Genomic DNA, 22,396 nt, shown 5'->3' on the forward strand with positions numbered 1-22,396 from the left:
ATATATTTGAATACAAGCATGAAAAAGAATTAACCAGAACCAACCTAAATTATAGTTATGAAGGCAAAAATACTATCTATTCTCCTTCTATTAATTGGGCAACAAGTTTACTCTCAGACAATTACTGTTGATGATACTTATACGCCAGAATCTTTAGTTGTAGATATATTATTTCAAAACGTTTGCGGAAACGAACCCGAAAATATTAGAGTAACAAACCATAGTGGAATGGACGACTTAGCTGGCGAACAAAACGGAGCTAACTTAAGTTTTGAAAGTTATGGATATTTTGATACAGGAACTGCTGATTTTCCTTTTGCAGAAGGTATTATTTTAAGTAGTTCAAGTGTAACCCAAATAGGAAATAGTGGTGGTGGAAACTTGAGTTTTGGTATAAGTAGTTGGACTGGAGATCCAGATTTACAAGTATTAACTGGAAACGGTAATGTGGAAAATGCAACGGCAATTGAATTTGAATTCGTGCCATTATCTACTCAAATTACTTTTAGATATATTTTGGCTTCAGAAGAATATACCACAAATGCATCGTATCCATGTTCTTTTGCAGATACGTTTGCTTTTATTTTAAGTGGACCAGGAATTGCCAATTCAAACTTATATGATCATGATGCAAATCCAGGAACAGCTGAATTAGATTTAGATCTTGGAGGAAGAAATATTGCATTACTTCCAAACTCTAATATTCCAGCAAGTATTACAAATATTCACACTTTTAATTGTGGACCAGGTTTAGGGGAATTTGCTTTTCCCGAATTCTATGACACAGCAGGAAGTAATAACGGTTCTACAGCATTTGATGGTCAAACAATTCCATTAAGAGCTCAAGCAGATGTAATTCCTGGAGAAACCTATACAATTAAATTAGTAATCTCTGATTTTTCAGACAGCTTGTTTGATTCTGCGGTATTTCTTGAAGGAGGAAGTTTTGATATTGGTTCTTTTGATTTAGGAAATGATAGATTAATCACAGCAGGAAACCCTGTGTGTGAAGGAGAAACAATAACATTAGATGCTGAATTTCCAGTAGCAGGAGCTACATATATTTGGTCTAAAGATGGAGATGAAATTCCAGGTGAAACAAATCCAACACTAGATGTAAGTACGTCAGGAGTGTATTCTGTAGTTGTAGCAGTTTCTGCAAACTGTAGTACGAATGATAGTATCACAATTGAATTTGCTCCAGTTCCAGTAGCAAATGAACCAAATGATTTGTTAGAATGTTCTCCTGCCGGAGTTACTAATGTGGAATTTAATCTTTCATTAGTAGATAATGATGTCTTATTAACGCAAAATGCTGCTGATTATAATATTACTTATCATCCTACATTAGAAGATGCAGAAATGGATACAAGTCCATTACCAACACTATATACAAATGGACCAAACCCTGAGACTATATTTGTGCGAATAGAAGATCTATCAGGAATGTGTTTTGATACAACTAGTTTTGAATTACAAGTATATGAACAACCCGTTGCAAATGTAGTTGCAAATGTTGTTGTTTGTGATGATGATAGCAATGATGGAGTTGAAAACTTTCCATTAGCAAGTTATGATATACAAGTATTAGGAACACAAGATGCTTCTCAATTTACAATAACGTATCATACAAGTATGGCTGATGCTATAGGTAGTGCAAATCCATTGCCAGCGTCGTATCCGAATGTTTCAAGTCCTGAAACAATTTTTGTTCGAATTGAAAATAATGACAACACTACATGTAATGATTTTACACAATTTGACATACGAGTAAATACACAGCCAATTGCAAATCAACCTGAAGACATGTTTGCTTGTGATCAAGATGGAAGTGGTACAGAAGAGTATGATCTAACAACACAAATCCCAATAGTACTTGGGACGCAAAATACAGCAGATTTCAATGTTACTTTTCACGGAAGTCAAGTAGATGCAGATACTGATATGAATCCTTTAGCAACAATGTATACTGGTGCAACAGGAGAAGAAGTATTTGTAAGAATCGAAAGCACTGATGTAAATAATGATTGTTATGCAACTACCATCTTTGAGCTATTATCAAGTCCATTGCCAGTTCCAGTTGTTCCAACAACATTAGAAGAATGTGATGATGATACGGATGGTTTTGTAGAATTTACACTAACTGAGGCAGATGCTGAAATTACAGCAGGACAAACATCTGCAGATCCAATAGTAATCAGTTACTACTTAACACCAGGAGAAGCACAAGCAGGAGGTGGAACGCCACTTCCAACGTCGTATGTAAACGAAACAATGGACAATCAAACGGTGTATATTCGTATTGAAAATACAGTGACAGAATGTTTCAATACATCAACACTAGGTTTGCAAGTAAATCCAAGTATAACAGCAACAGCACCAACAAATTATAGTGTGTGTGATGATACTGATGGAAATGACACCAACGGTTTAGGAACATTTGATTTATCTACCAAAGATGCTGAAATACTTGGCGCTTTAGCAGGAACATCCACAATAACTTACTATACTACAGATGCAGCCGCACAAGCAGGAATGGCTGGAACAGAAATTGTAGGTCCGTATACTACGACAACACCTTCTTTAGAAACTATTTATGCAAGAGTAACGGATGATATTACAGGATGTTATGATGTAGTTGAATTAAATTTAATCGTAAATCCATTACCAAACCTAGATAACATTCCGCCAATGATTGCCTGTGATTTTAACAACACAGGAGATATGATGGAAATGTTCGATTTAACAATGCATACACCTGTTGTTGAAAATGGACAAGTAGGTCTAACAATAACATATCACCTAAATGAAGCTGATGCTGATACAGATACTGCGGCAATTACAACAGTAGATGGTCTTGATGAACAATTAATTTGGGTGCGCGCTACAAATCTTTTAGGATGTATTCAAGTAGGGAGTTTTGAATTACAAGTAGATCCACTTCCGTTTTTCGTGGTACCTACAAATTTAGATGCCTGCGACGATGAAACTGCAGACGGAATTGCGCCAACGGATTTAACGGTGAAAAATGACGAAATTACGGCTTCAAACCCAGATTTAAATGTTTCTTATCACTTAACACAAACAGCTGCTGATGCAGATATGGGCGCATTAGTGATGCCATATGAAAACACAGCAACACCAACAACATACACTGTATTTGTACGTGTAGAAGATATCAATACAGGATGTCACATTGTGACGCAACTAACGGTGAATATCAATGATACACCAGCTGTTTTCCCAGCAACACCATTAGAATACTGCGACACGGACAACGATGGATTCGGAATCTTCGACATTCGCAGCACGGAGAGTGAAATTACAGGTGGCGTAATTCCAGGACAGGTAACTGTCACCTACCACGAAACACCAGAAGATGCGGATAACAATGTTAATATGTTAGCAGATAGTTACACCAACATCAACGCCTATAACCAAACAATATATGTACGTGTTGAAAATGTCCTTACGGGATGTTTCAATGTCGTACCACTTGATCTGATTGTTCACGATTCACCAGAGGTTGCCGCTATGGATGCCACGCTTCTTGCCGAGTGTGATGCTGATACCGATGGTATTGCTCAGTTTGATCTGACGCAAAGTGAACCAGACATTCTAAATGGAGAAGATCCGTTAACTCACAATGTTCGTTACTACAACACACAAGCAAATGCTATTGCAGGAACAGGAACGGGAGAAATCAACAACACAAACGCCTATAGCAACATTCCACCAAGTCCACAAATCATTTGGGTACGTGTGGAGGATTTAGCCACTGGCTGTTTTACGGTAACCAACTTAACGTTAATTGTCAATGAATTACCAACATTGGTACAATTACCAGGCTTAGAACTCTGTGATGCCGTTTCGCTGAATGATGGTGTTGAAGTATTTGATCTAACATCACTCTCAGAAGATTTACTCAACAGCGCACCTGGAATTAGTCTTGACTATTACGCCAATGCGGCTGATCTGGCTAGTGATACGCCAATTGCCAATCCAAGTATGTATAGCAATACAGAGCTTGGAGTGCAAACCATCTTTGTAAAAGCCACCAATGATACCACAGGTTGTGAAAACACCATCACTTTTGACATCAGCGTCAATCCACTGCCAAGTCCAACACTAAATCCTAACGGAATGTTAGTGGCAGATATCTGTGATGAGGACAATGATGGATTCCAACTCTTTGATTTGGATGATTTAGTAAACGATATCATCAACAATGAACCCGATGTGGTGTATAGTTTCCATGAAACACTGGCTGATGCACAGCAGAATCTATTTCCACTGGCAAGTCCATACACCAATATCATGATGGATAGCCAAGAAATTTATGTACTTGCTACCAATACTATTACAGGTTGTTTTACCGTGACGCCGTTACAACTTACGGTGACACCAATTCCAGTATTGCCACTCGTGATTACAGATATAGAAGCGTGTGATGATGCTGATAGTTTGGATGGTTTTGATATGTTTGATCTGACCCAGACCCAAACAGAAATCTATGGAACTCAAACACCAAGTGATTTCACGCTGAGTTATCATGAGAGTCAGCAAGATGCAGCAGATGCTCTCAATCCAATTGTGAATCTAACGGATTATACCAACATTGTAGCCAATCAACAAACCATTTGGGTACGATTGGAAGACAATACTACGGAATGTTTTGCCATTGGTCGTTTTGATATCATTGTGGTAGGACCACCAGTACTGGTACAACCCATACCATTTGCGCTGTGTGATGATGCAGAAAGTGGAGATGATAGTGACGAGCTTACAACATTTGATCTGACAGAGAAATATTTAGAAATCACAGGTGGCGATACCAGTTTAACACTTGCGTATTATGCCAATGCGACTGATCTAGCTAGTGATACACCAATTGTAGATCCAACGGCGTATCAAAATGTGGAGAACCCGCAAACACTCTACATCAGAGCCACCAATAGCGCAGGATGTACCACTGATATCACCATGACACTTCGTGTGCTTCCAATTCCAACACCTAATACCATGCCTGAGCCACTGACTCAATGTGACGATGATGCAGATGGTATTTTAGTATTCGATCTTACTTTGTCAGAAGCAGAGATTGTAAATAATGAAAACAATGTAACAGTTAGTTATCACACAAGCGAAACAGATGCTATGGATGATACAAACGCCATTGTTGATCCGACCATGCATAGTATTGATATGGCAACTGCCAATACTGATGGAGAGGTAATTATTTATGTACGTGTGGAGAGTGATTTGCAGATTGATAGCAATATGCTACCTTGTTACAAGGTAGTAGCACTTCCTGTGATTGTACATCCATTACCAGTACTAACTAGTACAACTTTTGAATATGTATTTTGTGAATATGACAATGATAACACAGGACAGTTTGAGTGGGATGTGGTAACAGCTTCACTGAATCTATTAGAAGCGCCACAAGATCTTGCAGCCTTTACAGTAACTTATCATCCAACGGCGGCAGATGCGCTGGCAGGAACAGCGGCACTTGTCAATGGATTTGAGAATGCCACCGATCCACAAACGGTATTTATCCGTGTGGAGAATACTGCAACTGAGTGTATCAACTCCAACAACATTGCGAGTCTAGAACTCAGTGTAGAGCCAATTCCAACGGCAACTGCTCCAAATACCTATGAGTTATGTGCAGATGATCAAACAGATCAAGACACAGCAACCTTTGATCTGACAAGTTTGGATGCAACCATTATTAATGGACAAGCCGATATGGAAGTGGTGTATTATGAAAGTGCTACCGATGCAGATATGGACAGCAATAGTATTGCAAACGCAAGTACATATGTAAACATGTCCAATCCACAAACGCTCTATGCACGTGTTAGACAAACCATCACGGGATGTTTGTCAGATCCAATCTTAGTGAACTTACAAGTAAATCCATTGCCTGTATTTACCTTACCTGCAGCTGATATTCTGTGTGTGGACGCTACAGGACAAGCCTTGGATATCAGAACTATTGGAGTCGATTTTGGAGCAGGTTATACCTACCAGTGGACAACACCAAGTGGAACAGAAACCACGCCAACGGTACAAGTAACCGAAGCAGGAACTTATAGTGTAACGGTAACCGATATGAATCATCCAACCAATTGTACTTTTGATGATAGTGTAACCTATACACCTTCTTCAGCGCCAACAACCTTGGATATTGCAGTAAACACACCAGCATTCTCAGATACGCATACTGTCACAGCAACCGCATCAGGTGGTTCAGGAAGTTATGAGTATCAATTAGATGATGGACAGTGGCAAATAGATGGAATCTTTACAGATTTACAACCAGGACAACATACCATCACGGTTAGAGACACCAACGGATGTGGAGAGCTGGTAAGAACTTTTGGACTGATCGACTTTATGGAGTTCTTTACTCCAAATGGAGATGCTTACAATCCGACATGGAATATTATCGGATTACAGAACCAGCCATCGGCGAAGATTTACATCTTTGACAGATATGGAAAGCTTCTAAAACAAATAAGTCCAGCAGGAGCTGGTTGGGATGGAACCTACAACGGAACTCCAATGCCATCAGCAGATTATTGGTTTAGAGTAGAATATCTAGATCCATTAGATGGAACACCAAAAGAGTTTATCAATCATTTTACATTGAAGAGATAATGTACACAGAAATAAAAAAACAAAGAAAAACCGAAGCAGAAAATCGCTTCGGTTTTCTTATTTACATATAATTGCAGAGTATTATCAATTTAATTTAGATGATCTTTCTCCTAAAAAGTAGGGTTTTAGAGGTTTAAATTGTTATGTATATGAAACCCCAACCAATAGTGCCTTCCCTATATACAAATACCAAACTCACCACAATATGAGAAAACTAACTGTATTACTAAGTATTTTATCCTTATTCACGTTACATATTACTTTTGCACAGATAACAGTAGATGCCACAACAAACACTTTAGATCAGTTAGTAAATGATATTTTAATAAATAGCCCATGCGCAAGTGCAAGTAACGTAACGAGTCCTTATAATAGTGAAATTGCAGGAAATGGGTTTCAAAGTTTTGGTTATTTTAATGGAGCAGGATCAGATTTTCCTTTTGAAGAAGGAATTGTACTAACAACAAGTAATATAAATGATATTCCAGGTCCAAATGATGAAATATTAAGCCGCGGAAATATAGGTTGGACAGGAGATACTGATATCGCGGCGTTACTACAAATAGATCCTACTGCTACATTTAATGCTACTGTAATAGAATTTCAATTTACTCCTCTAACCGATAGGTTGAGCTTTCGATATATTATGGCTTCAGAAGAATATACGAATGATTTCCCCTGTCAGTACGCTGATGCCTTCGCATTTATTCTAAGTGGTCCTGGCATTTCATCAACCCAAAGCTACAATCATGATGCTGATCCAACAACACCAGACATCCTTGCTACTTTAGGCGGTAAAAATCTGGCTGTGATTCCTGGTACAAATATTCCCGTAAGTGTTACAAATATTCATACATTAACGACTTGCGATCCGGGGCAACTTGGATCTATAGCCTTACCCGAATTTTATGACACTACATTAAGTGGTTCTGGTGATACAGATTTTAATGGACAAACCGTTATTCTTACCGCAGAATCAGATGTAATTCCAGGAGCAACTTATTCAATTAAATTAGTAATAGCAGAAAACGCTGATGAGAGTTTTGACTCAGCAATATTCATTGAAGGTAGTAGCTTTAATATTGGAGGCGATTTAGGTGTTGATAGAACATTAGCTTTACAAACAGCAGGATGTGTTGGCGATACAATTTTATTAGATCCTGAGGTTTCTACAGGTGGTGCAATATACAAATGGTTCAAAGACGGTATTGAACTTGCTTCTGAAACAAATGCTACCCTATCAGTAACTGAACCTGGTTTGTATGCGGTTGAAGTAGTTATTCCTGGTGGTTGTGATTTTAATGATGAAGTAATTGTTGAATTTGTTGAAAATCCTGTCATAGCTGCAATTCCCGATGATATAATACAATGTGATGATAATAATGATGGTTTTTGGGATTTTGATTTTACACCGTTATATGGAATCATTTCTGGAGTAACGAGTCCTCTTAGTCCTTTTATCGTAAGCTATTACTCTTCACAAGCAGATGCAGATGCAGGTATTAATGCGCTAACAAGTCCATATACAAATCAAGTTGCGTATACTGAAGAAACGATCTATGCTCGTTTAGAAAATGGAACAATTAATAGTTGCTATGTAACTACTAGTTTCTCCATAGATGTCGCTGATCAACCTATAGCAAATGTAGTTGCTAACTATGAATTGTGTGATGATAATACGGATGGAGATTCTCAAAATGGGATGACTACTTTCGATTTAAGCGCGCTAAACACGGAGGTATTAGGCACGCAAGATGCTACATTATACAATATTACATATCACGAAAATCAAAATGATGCAGATAATGCTACTGCTTCTATACCATTTTCATATGTAAATACTACACCAGGTGGAAATCAAATAGTAGTTCGTATAGAAAGTATAGGAAATCCTAGCTGTTATGATACAACTACATTCTTAACAATAGTTCACCCATTACCAATCGCCAACGTCATCGATGATCAACTCATTTGTGATGATGACAATGATGGATTTTCTACCTTAAATTTAGATGATTTCATTGCGATTGCTCTCGGAACACAAGATCCATTGCAGTTTACAACTACCTTCCATCCTACACAGATGGATGCGGATATGAATACCAATCCTATTGCAGGAATGTACACAAATCAAACGGCGTATACGCTGGAAACGATCTTTATTCGTATAGAAAACAATGACAACACCGATTGTTTTGCTAGTACATCTTTTGACTTTGATGTCTTCGATCAACCTGTTGCGAATGCTGTTGTAAATTATGAACGCTGTGATGATGATATTGATGGTGATGATACCAATGGATTCTCCACGTTTGATTTGTCTACTATTGATACACAGGTGCTCGACATGCAAGATGCCACTCAGTTTACCGTGAGCTATCATGCCAATCAAAATGATGCCAATGCTAATATTAACTTGCTTTCTAGTTCATACATCAACACAACTGCTGGTGGAAATCAAGTGATAGTTCGTATTGAAAATAATGACAATCCTGCTTGTTATGCCACAACTACTTTTGATGTGGTGGTCAATCCAATTCCTGTAATTATTCAACCGGTAGAACTATTTCAATGTGATGATGATACGGATGGGTTTACTAATTTCAATCTAACAGAAGCTAATGTATTATTATTAGCTAATATCACTAATGAAACACTTACATATTACAACAACGCGGCAGATGCACAAAGTGCTACAAATGCAATTTCTAATCCTACCGTATACAATAGTGACGATGGTGGAATCGTTTATGCACGCATAGAAACGGTAAGCGGTTGTTTCAGAACAGGAGAAGTAATGCTCGAAGTAGCTACAACTCAAATTCCAAGCACATTCCAACTCACTTATGAAGTCTGTGATGATGATTCAATCGATAATGACAATACCAACGGAATTACCGCTTTTGATTTCAGTGATGCTGAAGCCCAAATTACCGCTTTATTCCCTGCAGGACAAAATCTAACCATAACCTATTATGAAAATATAGCCGATGCTTTAGCGGAAACAAATGCTATTACTGATATCAGCAATCACCGAAATGATGCGTCTCCTAATGTGCAAACTATTGTTGTCCGTGTTGATAGTGACGACATCAATGCTTGTTTAGGTTTTGGAGAACATATTACTTTGACAGTAAACCCATTGCCAACGCAAAACAACATTACGGATTATGTGGTTTGTAGCGACACAATTAGTCAATCAATATTTAATCTCACTACAAAAGATTCAGAAGTAATCGACGGACAAGCCAATATTGATGTTTCATATCATGAATCGCTTGCGGATGCACAGTCCGATACCGATCCAATAGCAAGTCCATACACCTCTTTTCCAAGAACCATTTTTGTACGTGCGGTAAACACCGTAACAGGTTGTGTCAATACTACGATGAGTTTTGATTTAATCATCAATGAAAATCCAAATATTTTTACACCTTCCGCACTCGAAATATGTGATGATACTCCATTTAATGGTTTCTTTGCTATTGATTTAACTGTTAAAAATGATGAAATCATCGGAACTCAAACAGGTGTTTCGGTGCAATACTATCTAACACAAGCGGATGCGGATACCAACATGAATCCACTCGCTTCTCCCTATACAAATACCAGCAATCCACAAATGATTTTTGTACGTGTCGAAGATGGAACAACAGGCTGTTTTAGCACCACTAGTTTTGAAATTGTAGTCAGTGAATCGCCTGTGGCGAATATCCCGACCGATTTAGAATACTGCGACACGGACAACGATGGATTCGGAATCTTCGACATTCGTAGCACAGAGAGTGAAATTACAGGTGGCGTAATTCCAGGACAGGTAACAGTCACCTACCACGAAACACCAGAAGATGCGGATAACAATGTTAATATGTTAGCAGATAGTTACACCAACATCAACGCCTATAACCAAACAATATATGTACGTGTTGAAAATGTCCTTACGGGATGTTTCAATGTTGTACTACTTGATCTGATTGTTCACGATTCACCAGAGATTGCCGCTATGGATGCCACGTTTCTTGCCGAGTGTGATGCTGATACCGATGGTATTGCTCAGTTTGATCTAACGCAAAGTGAACCAGACATTCTAAACGGAGAAGATCCGTTAACTCACAATGTTCGTTATTACAACACACAAGCAAATGCTATTGCAGGAACTAACGCAGGCGAGATCAACAACACAAACGCCTATAGCAACATTCCACCAAGTCCACAAATCATTTGGGTACGTGTGGAGGATTTAGCCACTGGCTGTTTTACGGTAACCAACTTAACGTTAATTGTCAATGAATTACCAACATTGGTACAATTACCAGGCTTAGAACTCTGTGATGCCGTTTCGCTGAATGATGGTGTTGAAGTATTTGATCTAACATCACTCTCAGAAGATTTACTCAACAGCGCACCTGGAATTAGTCTTGACTATTACGCCAATGCGGCTGATCTGGCTAGTGATACGCCAATTGCCAATCCAAGTATGTATAGCAATACAGAGCTTGGAGTGCAAACCATCTTTGTAAAAGCCACCAATGATACCACAGGTTGTGAAAACACCATCACTTTTGACATCAGCGTCAATCCACTGCCAAGTCCAACACTAAATCCTAACGGAATGTTAGTGGCAGATATCTGTGATGAGGACAATGATGGATTCCAACTCTTTGATTTGGATGATTTAGTAAACGATATCATCAACAATGAACCCGATGTGGTGTATAGTTTCCATGAAACACTGGCTGATGCACAGCAGAATCTATTTCCACTGGCAAGTCCATACACCAATATCATGATGGATAGCCAAGAAATTTATGTACTTGCTACCAATACTATTACAGGTTGTTTTACCGTGACGCCGTTACAACTTACGGTGACACCAATTCCAGTATTGCCACTCGTGATTACAGATATAGAAGCGTGTGATGATGCTGATAGTTTGGATGGTTTTGATATGTTTGATCTGACCCAGACCCAAACAGAAATCTATGGAACTCAAACACCAAGTGATTTCACGCTGAGTTATCATGAGAGTCAGCAAGATGCAGCAGATGCTCTCAATCCAATTGTGAATCTAACGGATTATACCAACATTGTAGCCAATCAACAAACCATTTGGGTACGATTGGAAGACAATACTACGGAATGTTTTGCCATTGGTCGTTTTGATATCATTGTGGTAGGACCACCAGTACTGGTACAACCCATACCATTTGCGCTGTGTGATGATGCAGAAAGTGGAGATGATAGTGACGAGCTTACAACATTTGATCTGACAGAGAAATATTTAGAAATCACAGGTGGCGATACCAGTTTAACACTTGCGTATTATGCCAATGCGACTGATCTAGCTAGTGATACACCAATTGTAGATCCAACGGCGTATCAAAATGTGGAGAACCCGCAAACACTCTACATCAGAGCCACCAATAGCGCAGGATGTACCACTGATATCACCATGACACTTCGTGTGCTTCCAATTCCAACACCTAATACCATGCCTGAGCCACTGACTCAATGTGACGATGATGCAGATGGTATTTTAGTATTCGATCTTACTTTGTCAGAAGCAGAGATTGTAAATAATGAAAACAATGTAACAGTTAGTTATCACACAAGCGAAACAGATGCTATGGATGATACAAACGCCATTGTTGATCCGACCATGCATAGTATTGATATGGCAACTGCCAATACTGATGGAGAGGTAATTATTTATGTACGTGTGGAGAGTGATTTGCAGATTGATAGCAATATGCTACCTTGTTACAAGGTAGTAGCACTTCCTGTGATTGTACATCCATTACCAGTACTAACTAGTACAACTTTTGAATATGTATTTTGTGAATATGACAATGATAACACAGGACAGTTTGAGTGGGATGTGGTAACAGCTTCACTGAATCTATTAGAAGCGCCACAAGATCTTGCAGCCTTTACAGTAACTTATCATCCAACGGCGGCAGATGCGCTGGCAGGAACAGCGGCACTTGTCAATGGATTTGAGAATGCCACCGATCCACAAACGGTATTTATCCGTGTGGAGAATACTGCAACTGAGTGTATCAACTCCAACAACATTGCGAGTCTAGAACTCAGTGTAGAGCCAATTCCAACGGCAACTGCTCCAAATACCTATGAGTTATGTGCAGATGATCAAACAGATCAAGATACAGCAACCTTTGATCTGACAAGTTTGGATGCAACCATTATTAATGGACAAGCTGATATGGAAGTGGTGTATTATGAAAGTGCTACCGATGCGGATATGGACAGCAATAGTATTGCAAACGCAAGTACATATGTAAACATGTCCAATCCACAAACGCTCTATGCACGTGTTAGACAAACCATCACGGGATGTTTATCAGATCCAATCTTAGTAAACTTACAAGTAAATCCATTGCCTGTATTTACCTTACCTGCAGCTGATATTCTGTGTGTAGATGCTACAGGACAAGCCTTGGATATCAGAACTATTGGAGTCGATTTTGGAGCAGGTTATACCTACCAATGGACAACACCAAGTGGAACAGAAACTACGCCAACGGTACAAGTAACCGAAGCAGGAACCTATAGTGTAACGGTAACCGATATGAATCATCCAACCAATTGTACTTTTGATGATAGTGTAACCTATACACCTTCTTCAGCGCCAACAACCTTGGATATTGCAGTAAACACACCAGCATTCTCAGATACGCATACTGTCACAGCAACCGCATCAGGTGGTTCAGGCAGTTATGAGTATCAATTAGATGATGGACAGTGGCAAACCGATGGAATTTTTACAGATTTACAACCAGGACAACACACCATCACGGTTAGAGACTCCAACGGATGTGGAGAACTGGTAAGAACTTTTGGACTGATCGACTTTATGGAGTTCTTTACTCCAAATGGAGATGCTTACAATCCGACATGGAATATCATCGGATTACAGAACCAGCCATCGGCGAAGATTTACATCTTTGACAGATATGGAAAGCTTTTAAAACAAATAAGTCCAGCAGGAGCTGGTTGGGATGGAACCTACAACGGAACTCCAATGCCGTCAGCAGATTATTGGTTTAGAGTGGAATATGTAGATCCATTTGATGGAACACCAAAGGAGTTTATCAATCATTTTACATTGAAGAGATAATGTACTCAAGAATCGAGATTTAAAATTCTCAGAGAAGTATCGCTATATTTTATATGAATTCTTTACACATGACTCACACGCTTGACATGAGGTAATTGACATCAAAATTAAAAAACAAAGAAAAACCGAAGACAAAATGTTTTCGGTTTTTTGTGTGTGATAAATTTAAGTGTTGAAAAGACGGTAAGTAACGTGAGTTCGATATAAAAAGTCAATTAATTAACATAAAAAAAGCAGAATATTTAGTAAATTAAAGTGTTGAATTTCAATTCATTATCTAAACATCTGCTTATGATTTCTGATACTAAAATTACACAAATTTTCTGTTCATTTGATGATTTTTGCAAAGATTTTGTTCCTTTTTGGCAAAAAAGTTTATTGGATAATGGTAAAAAACGATTTAGAAAAAGTAAAATGTCTTTAGCAGAAGTAATGACAATTGAGGTGCTGTTCCATCTTTCTGGCTTTAGGAATTTCAAAAAATTCTATATAGGATATGTATGCAAGTATCTTAAAAAGGACTTTCCTGATTTGGTAAGTTATAACAGAATGGTTGAATTAAAACAACAAAGTTTTATGCCGTTAGCTATTTACTTAAAAACACTTGGTTTGGCTAAATGTAATGGAATTAGTTTTATAGATTCTACACCACTTAGAGTTTGTCATAACAGACGAATTAACGGCCACAAAACTTTTAAAAAATTAGCAGAAAGAGGTCATTGTTCTTTGGGTTGGTTTTATGGGTTTAAACTCCACATTGTAACTAATGATTGTGGAGGAATCATAGATTTTATGCTGACTAAGGGAAATGTTGATGATCGAAAACCATTAAAAACAGCTTCTTTTTTGAAAAAGTTATTTGGTAAATTATTTGGAGATAAAGGCTATCTATCTAAAGAGCTATTTACGAATTTATTTTCTAACGGAATTCATCTTGTAACAAAGCTCAAAAGAAATATGAAAACTAAATGTGTCACACCATTAATGGATGCATATCATTTAAGAAAAAGAGCGATTATTGAAACTATTTTTGATCAATTAAAGAATATTTTTCAAGTAGAACATTCAAGACATAGAAGTCCAGTTAATTATTTTACTAATATCTTTTCTGCACTAATAGCGTATAATTTTACAGAGAAAAAACCATCATTGAAAAAGGATCTGGTAGACACTAAACAACTCATTCTATTCTAAAAGTTATATCGAACTCACGTTAAGTATACTATCTAAATCTTCTTGTTTTAAGAATTACGTATCTTTATTTTGAGATAAAGAGCTAATATTTAAACAGTAAAACTTCTGAGAATCTAGTTGAGAATAGTTGACTATTTGTGAAATCTGAAAACAGGATTGTCAATGAAAATAGTTTTAGCTACATTATTAAAATCTAATTGAAATAGAACAATTCAGTTCATAATTGTATAAAAAAGAAAAAGTCCCATTACTATGAATGAGACTTTTAAATATTGTATGAAATCAATTAAGATGTATGTTTTTTATAACTTGAATGATAGCGATAAAGTAACATTTGTGTTAATGTTATTAATTGTATATGTGTCAATTAAGCCAGCTTGAAAAAGCTGTGGATTATTTGTTTGTTCACTTCTATCATACGCTAAATCTAGCGACATGCTTCCAAAATTGTATCCTAATCCTAAAGAGTAGCCGTCTAAATCACCGACAGTTGTACCATTTTTATAAGGACTTTCTTGAAATCTATAGCCTCCACGTAAACTGAACTTTTTTATTCTATATTCTCCACCAACTCTATATGTAGCAGCGGCTTGTAATTGGTTTCTAATGTTGTTATTTGCAGTAAAGAAATCATTGTCAGGACGTAGTTTAGCATTTGCAAAATCTTTTATAGAATAGTCAAAACTGATTAAACCTTTTTTACCAAATATATACGCCAAGCTACCTGTAACAACGGCTGGAGTAGTAATTTGATGTTCTCTATATGCATTAATTACATTTGGAAAAATATCTCTTCTTAAAATATCATCAGGGTTACCTGGATCTCTAAAATCTGTACTTAATCCTTGAATTAATTCATCATTTAAATTATACCAAGTAGGAGATTGGTAAGATGCTCCCACACGAAGGTTTTTTGCTTTGTAAATAGCTCCAACTTGGAAAGAAATACCAGAACCATATGTGTATAATTCGTTTGAAAATTCGGCATATTGCAATCCCGAATCAACATCTACAGGAGTTTCAATTAAAACCCTACGTTCTCTGTAATCAACATCATGTGAATTTACGTTTAATCCGAAATACCAATTTTCTTGAAATTGAGCACCAATATTAAATGTATATTTTCTATTAAAACCTGAAGTTTGTACTATGTAATCATGATCGGCTCCAGCTGCATAATTTGCATTCGGGCTGTAAGAAATATTGTCATTATTTGGATCGTCAGGATTAATCACAAATCCTTCATATCCTAAAAATGCTTGTTGTGCGGCAAAACCAAAATCTTCTCCTAAAATTAAATAAGTATCTGTATCCGTTTCTCCAGGCAATTGAGCAATATTTCCTAATTGTTGACCATCTGCATAAAAATTAAAATAATCACCAATTCCGCTCGATGTGTTTCGTCCAGTTACAAAGTAATTATTGTAGTAATTATCATTGTTTTGGACATTTACACCCAATGTAATTTTATTCCAGCTACTACTGCCTAAATTTTTAAAAACAAATACTATTCCAGCTTGACTTAAATCGAACTCTGATTCGTTTCTATTTGAAAAAGTTCCAAAATAAGAAGTATCATTATCGTTGCTGTAATTACTTAATGTAATAGCAGTTTCACTGTTTGAGAAAACGGCGGATCCTGCTGGATTAATAGTGAATGCGGAGAAATCTCCTCCAAGAGCTCCAAAAGCTCCACTCATGGCTCTAAAACGGGCTGTTCCGTTGATGTTTTCCGTTGAGAAGCGAACAACATCATTTATATTTTGGGCGTTACCTATTTGCATAGATAATATACCTATGAATAGCATACATACTTTTTTCATAACTTATTTTTTGATTCTTATTTCTTAAAAGATATTCTAGCGAGCATAGTTTGTTTAACCTCTTCCTCCACGACCTCGCCCTCCGCTTGATCTTCCTCCAGATCTTCCGCCTCCAGATGATCTAACTGAAGAACCTCTTGATGAACGAGTGCTTCTAACAGAATTATTACTTCTGGTAGATCGAGTATTAGATGATCTTACCTGTCTAGTGTTTCGAGTAGCCCTAGTATTGTTTCTTGTTCGTGTATTTTGAGTAGATCTAATAGTTCGTGTGTTTGAGCGAGTAGCACGAGTATTAGTGGCTCTTCTAGATGAGCGGGAAGCATTGTATCTTCTACTGTAGTTAGTGTTTCCTCTTCTTGAGTAAGCAGTATTACCATTTCTACCCACTAAATCAGGATTTCTGTAATAATTACCTCTTCTTCCTCTATTGAAAGCGACACCGCCGTAAGGACTTCCATATCTAAATCTATTGAAGTATGGATTTCCATATCCGTAAAATCCTCCATAACCAAAATATGGGTTGTAAAATCCTGGATTCCAAAATGCTCCTCCAAAACCAAATCCCCAATTATTGAATCCCCAGCCGTTATTGAATCCCCAACCCCAACGGTTATTGAATCCCCAATTGTTGAATCCCCAATTCCAATTATTGAATCCCCATCCGCCAAAGCCGACAGAGTTTGTATAAACATTTACGACTACATCGTCAGTTACATCACCCCAAGGAGAATAACTTTCTGAATAGCCGACTGCTTCTGTATTTGTTTCTTGATCGAGATTTTCTTGACTAGAATATGAGTCTACATCTGTAAAGACATCTCCATAGCGATCATCCGCTTCAAGAGATTTCTGTTCAAAATAATTTTGATATACGCCATTGCTATTTGTATTAGCAACTTCTGTCGTTTGTCTACGCTCTTGATTAGAACCGTAAATTCCATCATCATCATAGGAAGCTTGCTGATAAGTTCCGCATGATGTCAGTGTTAAAAATGTGATGGCTAAAATATGTATAGCCCGTATGTTGTTTTGTAAATAGTAAATAACTCGCATATCTCCTAAAATTAATTGTTGAACAGTACAAAAATAGTTAGTTTTGTCGAAACTATTTTTTATTTAACATATTCACAATATTTGTGCCAAACTACTAAGAATGAGCAAGAAATTAACGAAGCGAAGTGACGATTACTCAAAATGGTATAATGAATTGGTTGTAAAGGCTGATTTAGCTGAGAACTCAGCCGTACGAGGTTGCATGGTAATTAAGCCATATGGCTATGCAATTTGGGAAAAAATGCAGGCTCAATTAGATAAAATGTTCAAAGAAACTGGACATGAAAACGCTTATTTTCCATTATTTGTGCCAAAAAGTCTCTTTGAAGCTGAAGAAAAAAATGCAGAAGGCTTCGCAAAAGAGTGTGCTGTAGTAACTCATTATAGGCTAAAAACGGATCCAAATAATGAAGGAAAGCTAATAGTTGATCCAGAAGCAAAACTAGAAGAAGAACTAATTGTTCGTCCAACAAGTGAAGCAATTATTTGGAATACGTATAAAAACTGGATTCAATCCTACAGAGATTTACCAATCTTAATCAATCAATGGGCAAATGTTGTTCGTTGGGAAATGCGTACGCGTTTATTTTTAAGAACAGCAGAATTTTTATGGCAAGAAGGACATACTGCACATGCAACCAAAAATGAAGCAGTTGAGGAATCATTATTAATGCAAAAAGTATATGCTGAATTTGCCGAAGATTTTATGGCAATGCCAGTTGTAAAAGGTTCAAAAACAGAAAGTGAACGTTTTGCAGGAGCGCTTGAAACATATACAATAGAAGCATTAATGCAAGATGGAAAAGCATTGCAAGCAGGAACGTCACACTTTTTAGGTCAAAACTTTGCAGAAGCTTTTGATGTAAAATATGTAACAAAAGAAGGGAAACAAGAATTAGTTTGGGCAACTTCTTGGGGAGTTTCTACGCGATTGATGGGTGGATTAATTATGACACATAGTGATGATGCAGGATTGGTATTACCTCCAAAATTAGCGCCAATACAAGTCGTTTTTGTTCCTATATATAAAAATGAAGAACAATTTAAAGCCATTGCTAAAAAAGTAGATGAAATAGCCACTCAATTAAAAGCAAAAGGTGTTTCAATCAAATTTGATAAAAGAGATACGTTACGACCAGGAGCTAAATTTGCTGAATGGGAATTAAAAGGAGTCCCATTACGAATTGCTTTAGGCGCAAGAGATTTAGAAAACGGAACATTAGAAATTGCAAGAAGAGATACATTTGAAAAACAATCAGTAGCTCAAAATGATGCTGTAGAAACAGTTTTAAGACTTTTAGAGACAATTCAAGAAGAATTATTTAACAAGGCAAAAAGCTATAGATCGGAGTATACTACAAGTGTAAATACCTTCGAAGAATTTAAGCAAGTCATTGATACTAAGGGTGGTTTCGTGTTGGCACATTGGGATGGCACAGCTGCTACCGAAAACAAGATAAAAGAACTTACGAAAGCAACAATTAGATGTATTCCGTTAGATGCTTTGGAAGAAGAAGGAAAATGTGTATATTCGGGTCAGAATTCGACTAGAAGAGTCTTATTTGCAAAAGCATATTAAAAAAAAGAAAAAAACTTTTAAAAATAGTTGGAGCATATAAAAATAATTGTATTTTTGCATCCGCTAACAGAAATAATGGCCCGTTCGTCTAGGGGTTAGGACGCCAGGTTTTCATCCTGGTAACAGGGGTTCGAATCCCCTACGGGCTACTAATTTTTTCTGTAAGTTTTATTTGCAAATATTAATTATTAAATTAAATTTGCATCCTCATTGTAAAATGATGGCCCGTTCGTCTAGGGGTTAGGACGCCAGGTTTTCATCCTGGTAACAGGGGTTCGAATCCCCTACGGGCTACTAAACATAAAGTTTAAAAAAGATAATTAAAAAGAGAGATGGCAAATCACAAGTCAGCATTAAAAAGAATTAGAAGCAACGAGACTAAGCGTCTAAGAAATAGATATCAGCATAAAACTACTCGTAATGCAATTAGAAAATTAAGAGCAATTACAGATAAGAAAGAAGCTGAAACATTATTTTCTAATGTAGCTTCTATGATTGACAAGTTAGCTAAGCGTAATATCATTCATGATAACAAAGCTGCTAATTTAAAATCTAAACTTGCTAAGCACGTAAGCGCATTATAATTTTAATACGTTTATTCAGATATATAATGACTCCAACTCAGTTGGAGTTTTTTTTATGCTTACATTTTACCTAAAAACACCTAAGTTCAATATAACATCTACAAAATGAGAACTTAAGTATTTTTTGAGAATTTAGAAATAAGCACTTGATTTTTAGCTATTTATTTTCGTTTTCTTTGCTCGTGCTAAGAATACTGAATCAAGTTCAGCATAGGCTTCACAAAAGAAAGTGCGCTTTTAGTTCACGCACTTGTATTTTTAAATCAAGGTATTCATGAATGTAAACATTGCTAGGTATTTTTAGTTTTTCTTTTTTTGAAAAGCTAAAACCACAATTATTTTCCTGAATTTTTTCCAAGGCTTCAAAAATTCTTAACGAAAAATAGCTACAATACTGCGGAAAAGAGAAAAGCCACTATTGACCTTTACATCGAACTCACGTTAAACTAAAAAAGCTACTTACACAGTGTAAGTAGCTTTTTTAGTTTATATATTTTTCTCCTTTCTATGCGTTCATAGAGAGTAAGAACTCTTCGTTATTTCGAGTTTGTTTAATACGTTGGTTAATGAATTCCATTGCTTCTACAGGATTCATATCTGCAAGGTATTTACGCATAACCCACATACGCTGAATTGTTTTCTCATCAAGGAGTAAATCATCTCTACGTGTGCTTGAAGAAGTAAGATCGATAGCAGGGAAAATTCTTCTATTAGAAATTTTACGATCTAGTTGAAGTTCCATGTTACCAGTTCCTTTAAATTCTTCAAAAATTACTTCATCCATTTTAGAACCAGTCTCAGTTAAAGCAGTTGCAATAATGGATAAAGATCCACCGCCTTCAATATTTCTAGCGGCTCCAAAGAAACGTTTTGGTTTATGAAGTGCATTTGCATCAACACCACCACTTAATATTTTACCAGAAGCTGGTTGTACCGTATTGTATGCTCTAGCTAGTCTGGTAATTGAATCTAATAAGATAACCACATCATGACCGCATTCTACCAAACGTTTTGCTTTTTCTAATACAATGTTTGCCACTTTTACGTGATCTGTAGCTTCTTTATCAAATGTTGAAGCAATTACTTCTCCTTTTACATTGCGTTGCATATCTGTAACTTCTTCCGGACGTTCATCAATTAGTAAAACAATTTGATATACTTCTGGATGATTTGCCGCAATAGCATTCGCAACATCTTTCAATAACATGGTTTTACCCGTTTTTGGTTGCGATACAATCATTCCTCTTTGTCCTTTCCCGATAGGAGAGAACAAGTCCATAATACGTGTAGAAATTGTGCTTTGACGTTCAGCTAAGTTGAATTTCTCATCTGGAAATAATGGAGTCAAGTGCTCAAAAGCAACTCTATCTCTTACTACTTGCGGATCTAATCCGTTAATTTTACTCACTTTAATTAAAGGAAAATATTTTTCACCTTCTTTTGGTGGTCTTACAATTCCTAAAACCGTATCTCCAGTTTTTAGTCCGAACAAACGAATTTGTGATTGTGATACATAAATATCATCAGGAGACGATAAGTAATTGTAATCTGAAGATCTTAAGAAACCATAACCATCTTGCATGATATCTAAAACACCTTCACTTTCAATAATTCCATCAAATTCAAAATCAGGCTCACGGTAACGATTACGCTGATCTTTATTTCCGTTATTTTTATGAGAATGATCTTTCTTATTATTTTTTGAATGATCTTTCTTGTTGTTATGTTTGTGATTGTTGTTACTCTGTTGTTTATTATTGTTGTTGCTACTATTGTTGTTGTCTGATTTGTCATTTACAGCTTTTTTAGGATCATCCTTTTTAGAATGTGGTGCTGTATTTTTCTGATTCTTATCAGCTTGTTTACGAACAGGTTTATTTTGTTTAGGAGCTTGTTGTGGAGTGCTAGGTTTTTCAGGAGCTTTTGCCACTGGTTTCTCTTGCTTTGGTGCAGGTTGCTGAGGCGCGGCAACAGGTGGTTTCTTCTCAGTTCGTTGGGTTGGCTCTCTTTTAATTCGCTTTCGCTTTTGAGCTGGATCTTCTGTAGCTTTTGGTTCAGATTTTGTAATTGGTGCTACCGATTCAGGATTGCTTGCTTGCAGATCTAATATTTTATAAATTAAATCTAATTTTTTTAAAGTTCTATATTTTGGAACAGATAAAGTCTTTGCGATTTCCTGTAATTCGGGAAGCTTTTTGCTCTTTAATTCTGAAATTTCTAACATTTATGTGGCTGTAATGAATTATTGTTTGAAAAAATGAGTGATAAAATACTCGTATGAAGTGTGTAAATCTATTAGTAACAATAGATTATGAATTGTCTATGCAATAATACAAATTTATTTTAATAAACA

Annotated in this window: 8 protein-coding genes and 2 tRNA genes; 7 read left to right on the forward strand and 3 right to left on the reverse strand. The window is 36.7% G+C overall.

What is annotated here, in order from left to right; all coding sequences use genetic code 11:
* Positions 1-57: 57 nt before the first annotated feature.
* The 3 genes from ACQ654_RS20615 (at position 58) to ACQ654_RS20625 (ending at position 15,001) form a co-directional block, all read left to right on the forward strand.
* A complete protein-coding gene (locus ACQ654_RS20615; protein ID WP_430412232.1) occupies positions 58-6,669 on the forward strand; it encodes a choice-of-anchor L domain-containing protein in 6,612 nt (2,203 codons plus the stop codon).
* A 205-nt stretch (positions 6,670-6,874) separates the two neighbouring features.
* Positions 6,875-13,807: a choice-of-anchor L domain-containing protein gene (locus ACQ654_RS20620; RefSeq protein ID WP_430412233.1), complete on the forward strand. Its 6,933-nt coding sequence runs from the start codon at positions 6,875-6,877 to the stop codon at positions 13,805-13,807.
* Between the two features lie 291 nt (positions 13,808-14,098).
* On the forward strand, positions 14,099-15,001 hold the full coding sequence (locus tag ACQ654_RS20625) for an IS982 family transposase (protein ID WP_430409500.1): 903 nt from the start codon (positions 14,099-14,101) through the stop codon (positions 14,999-15,001).
* Between the two features lie 302 nt (positions 15,002-15,303).
* On the opposite strand, the gene ACQ654_RS20630 is transcribed toward ACQ654_RS20625, so the two are convergent.
* The gene (locus ACQ654_RS20630; RefSeq protein WP_430412234.1) at positions 15,304-16,824 is read right to left on the reverse strand and encodes an OmpP1/FadL family transporter; all 1,521 of its coding nucleotides are present in this window, start codon (positions 16,822-16,824) and stop codon (positions 15,304-15,306) included.
* 54 nt (positions 16,825-16,878) lie between these two features.
* Positions 16,879-17,880 (reverse strand): hypothetical protein, encoded by a 1,002-nt coding sequence (locus ACQ654_RS20635; protein WP_430412235.1) that lies wholly within the window; start codon positions 17,878-17,880, stop codon positions 16,879-16,881.
* Positions 17,881-17,980: 100 nt separating this feature from the next.
* On the opposite strand from ACQ654_RS20635, the gene proS reads away from it, so the two are divergent.
* The 4 genes from proS (at position 17,981) to rpsT (ending at position 20,043) form a co-directional block, all read left to right on the forward strand.
* Entirely contained in the window at positions 17,981-19,459 is a 1,479-nt protein-coding gene (gene proS / locus ACQ654_RS20640) for a proline--tRNA ligase (RefSeq protein WP_430412236.1), read from the forward strand.
* Between the two features lie 77 nt (positions 19,460-19,536).
* Positions 19,537-19,608, forward strand: a tRNA-Glu gene (locus tag ACQ654_RS20645).
* A gap of 73 nt (positions 19,609-19,681) precedes the next feature.
* Positions 19,682-19,753 (forward strand) — tRNA-Glu (locus ACQ654_RS20650).
* Between the two features lie 38 nt (positions 19,754-19,791).
* A complete protein-coding gene (rpsT, locus tag ACQ654_RS20655; RefSeq protein WP_430412237.1) occupies positions 19,792-20,043 on the forward strand; it encodes a 30S ribosomal protein S20 in 252 nt (83 codons plus the stop codon).
* A 505-nt stretch (positions 20,044-20,548) separates the two neighbouring features.
* Here the strand turns inward: rpsT and rho are convergent.
* Positions 20,549-22,267: a transcription termination factor Rho gene (rho, locus tag ACQ654_RS20660; RefSeq protein ID WP_430412238.1), complete on the reverse strand. Its 1,719-nt coding sequence runs from the start codon at positions 22,265-22,267 to the stop codon at positions 20,549-20,551.
* Positions 22,268-22,396 lie beyond the last annotated feature (129 nt).

Origin of the sequence: Kordia sp. (assembly GCF_965283645.1) — a bacterium.
GTDB lineage: Bacteria > Bacteroidota > Bacteroidia > Flavobacteriales > Flavobacteriaceae > Kordia.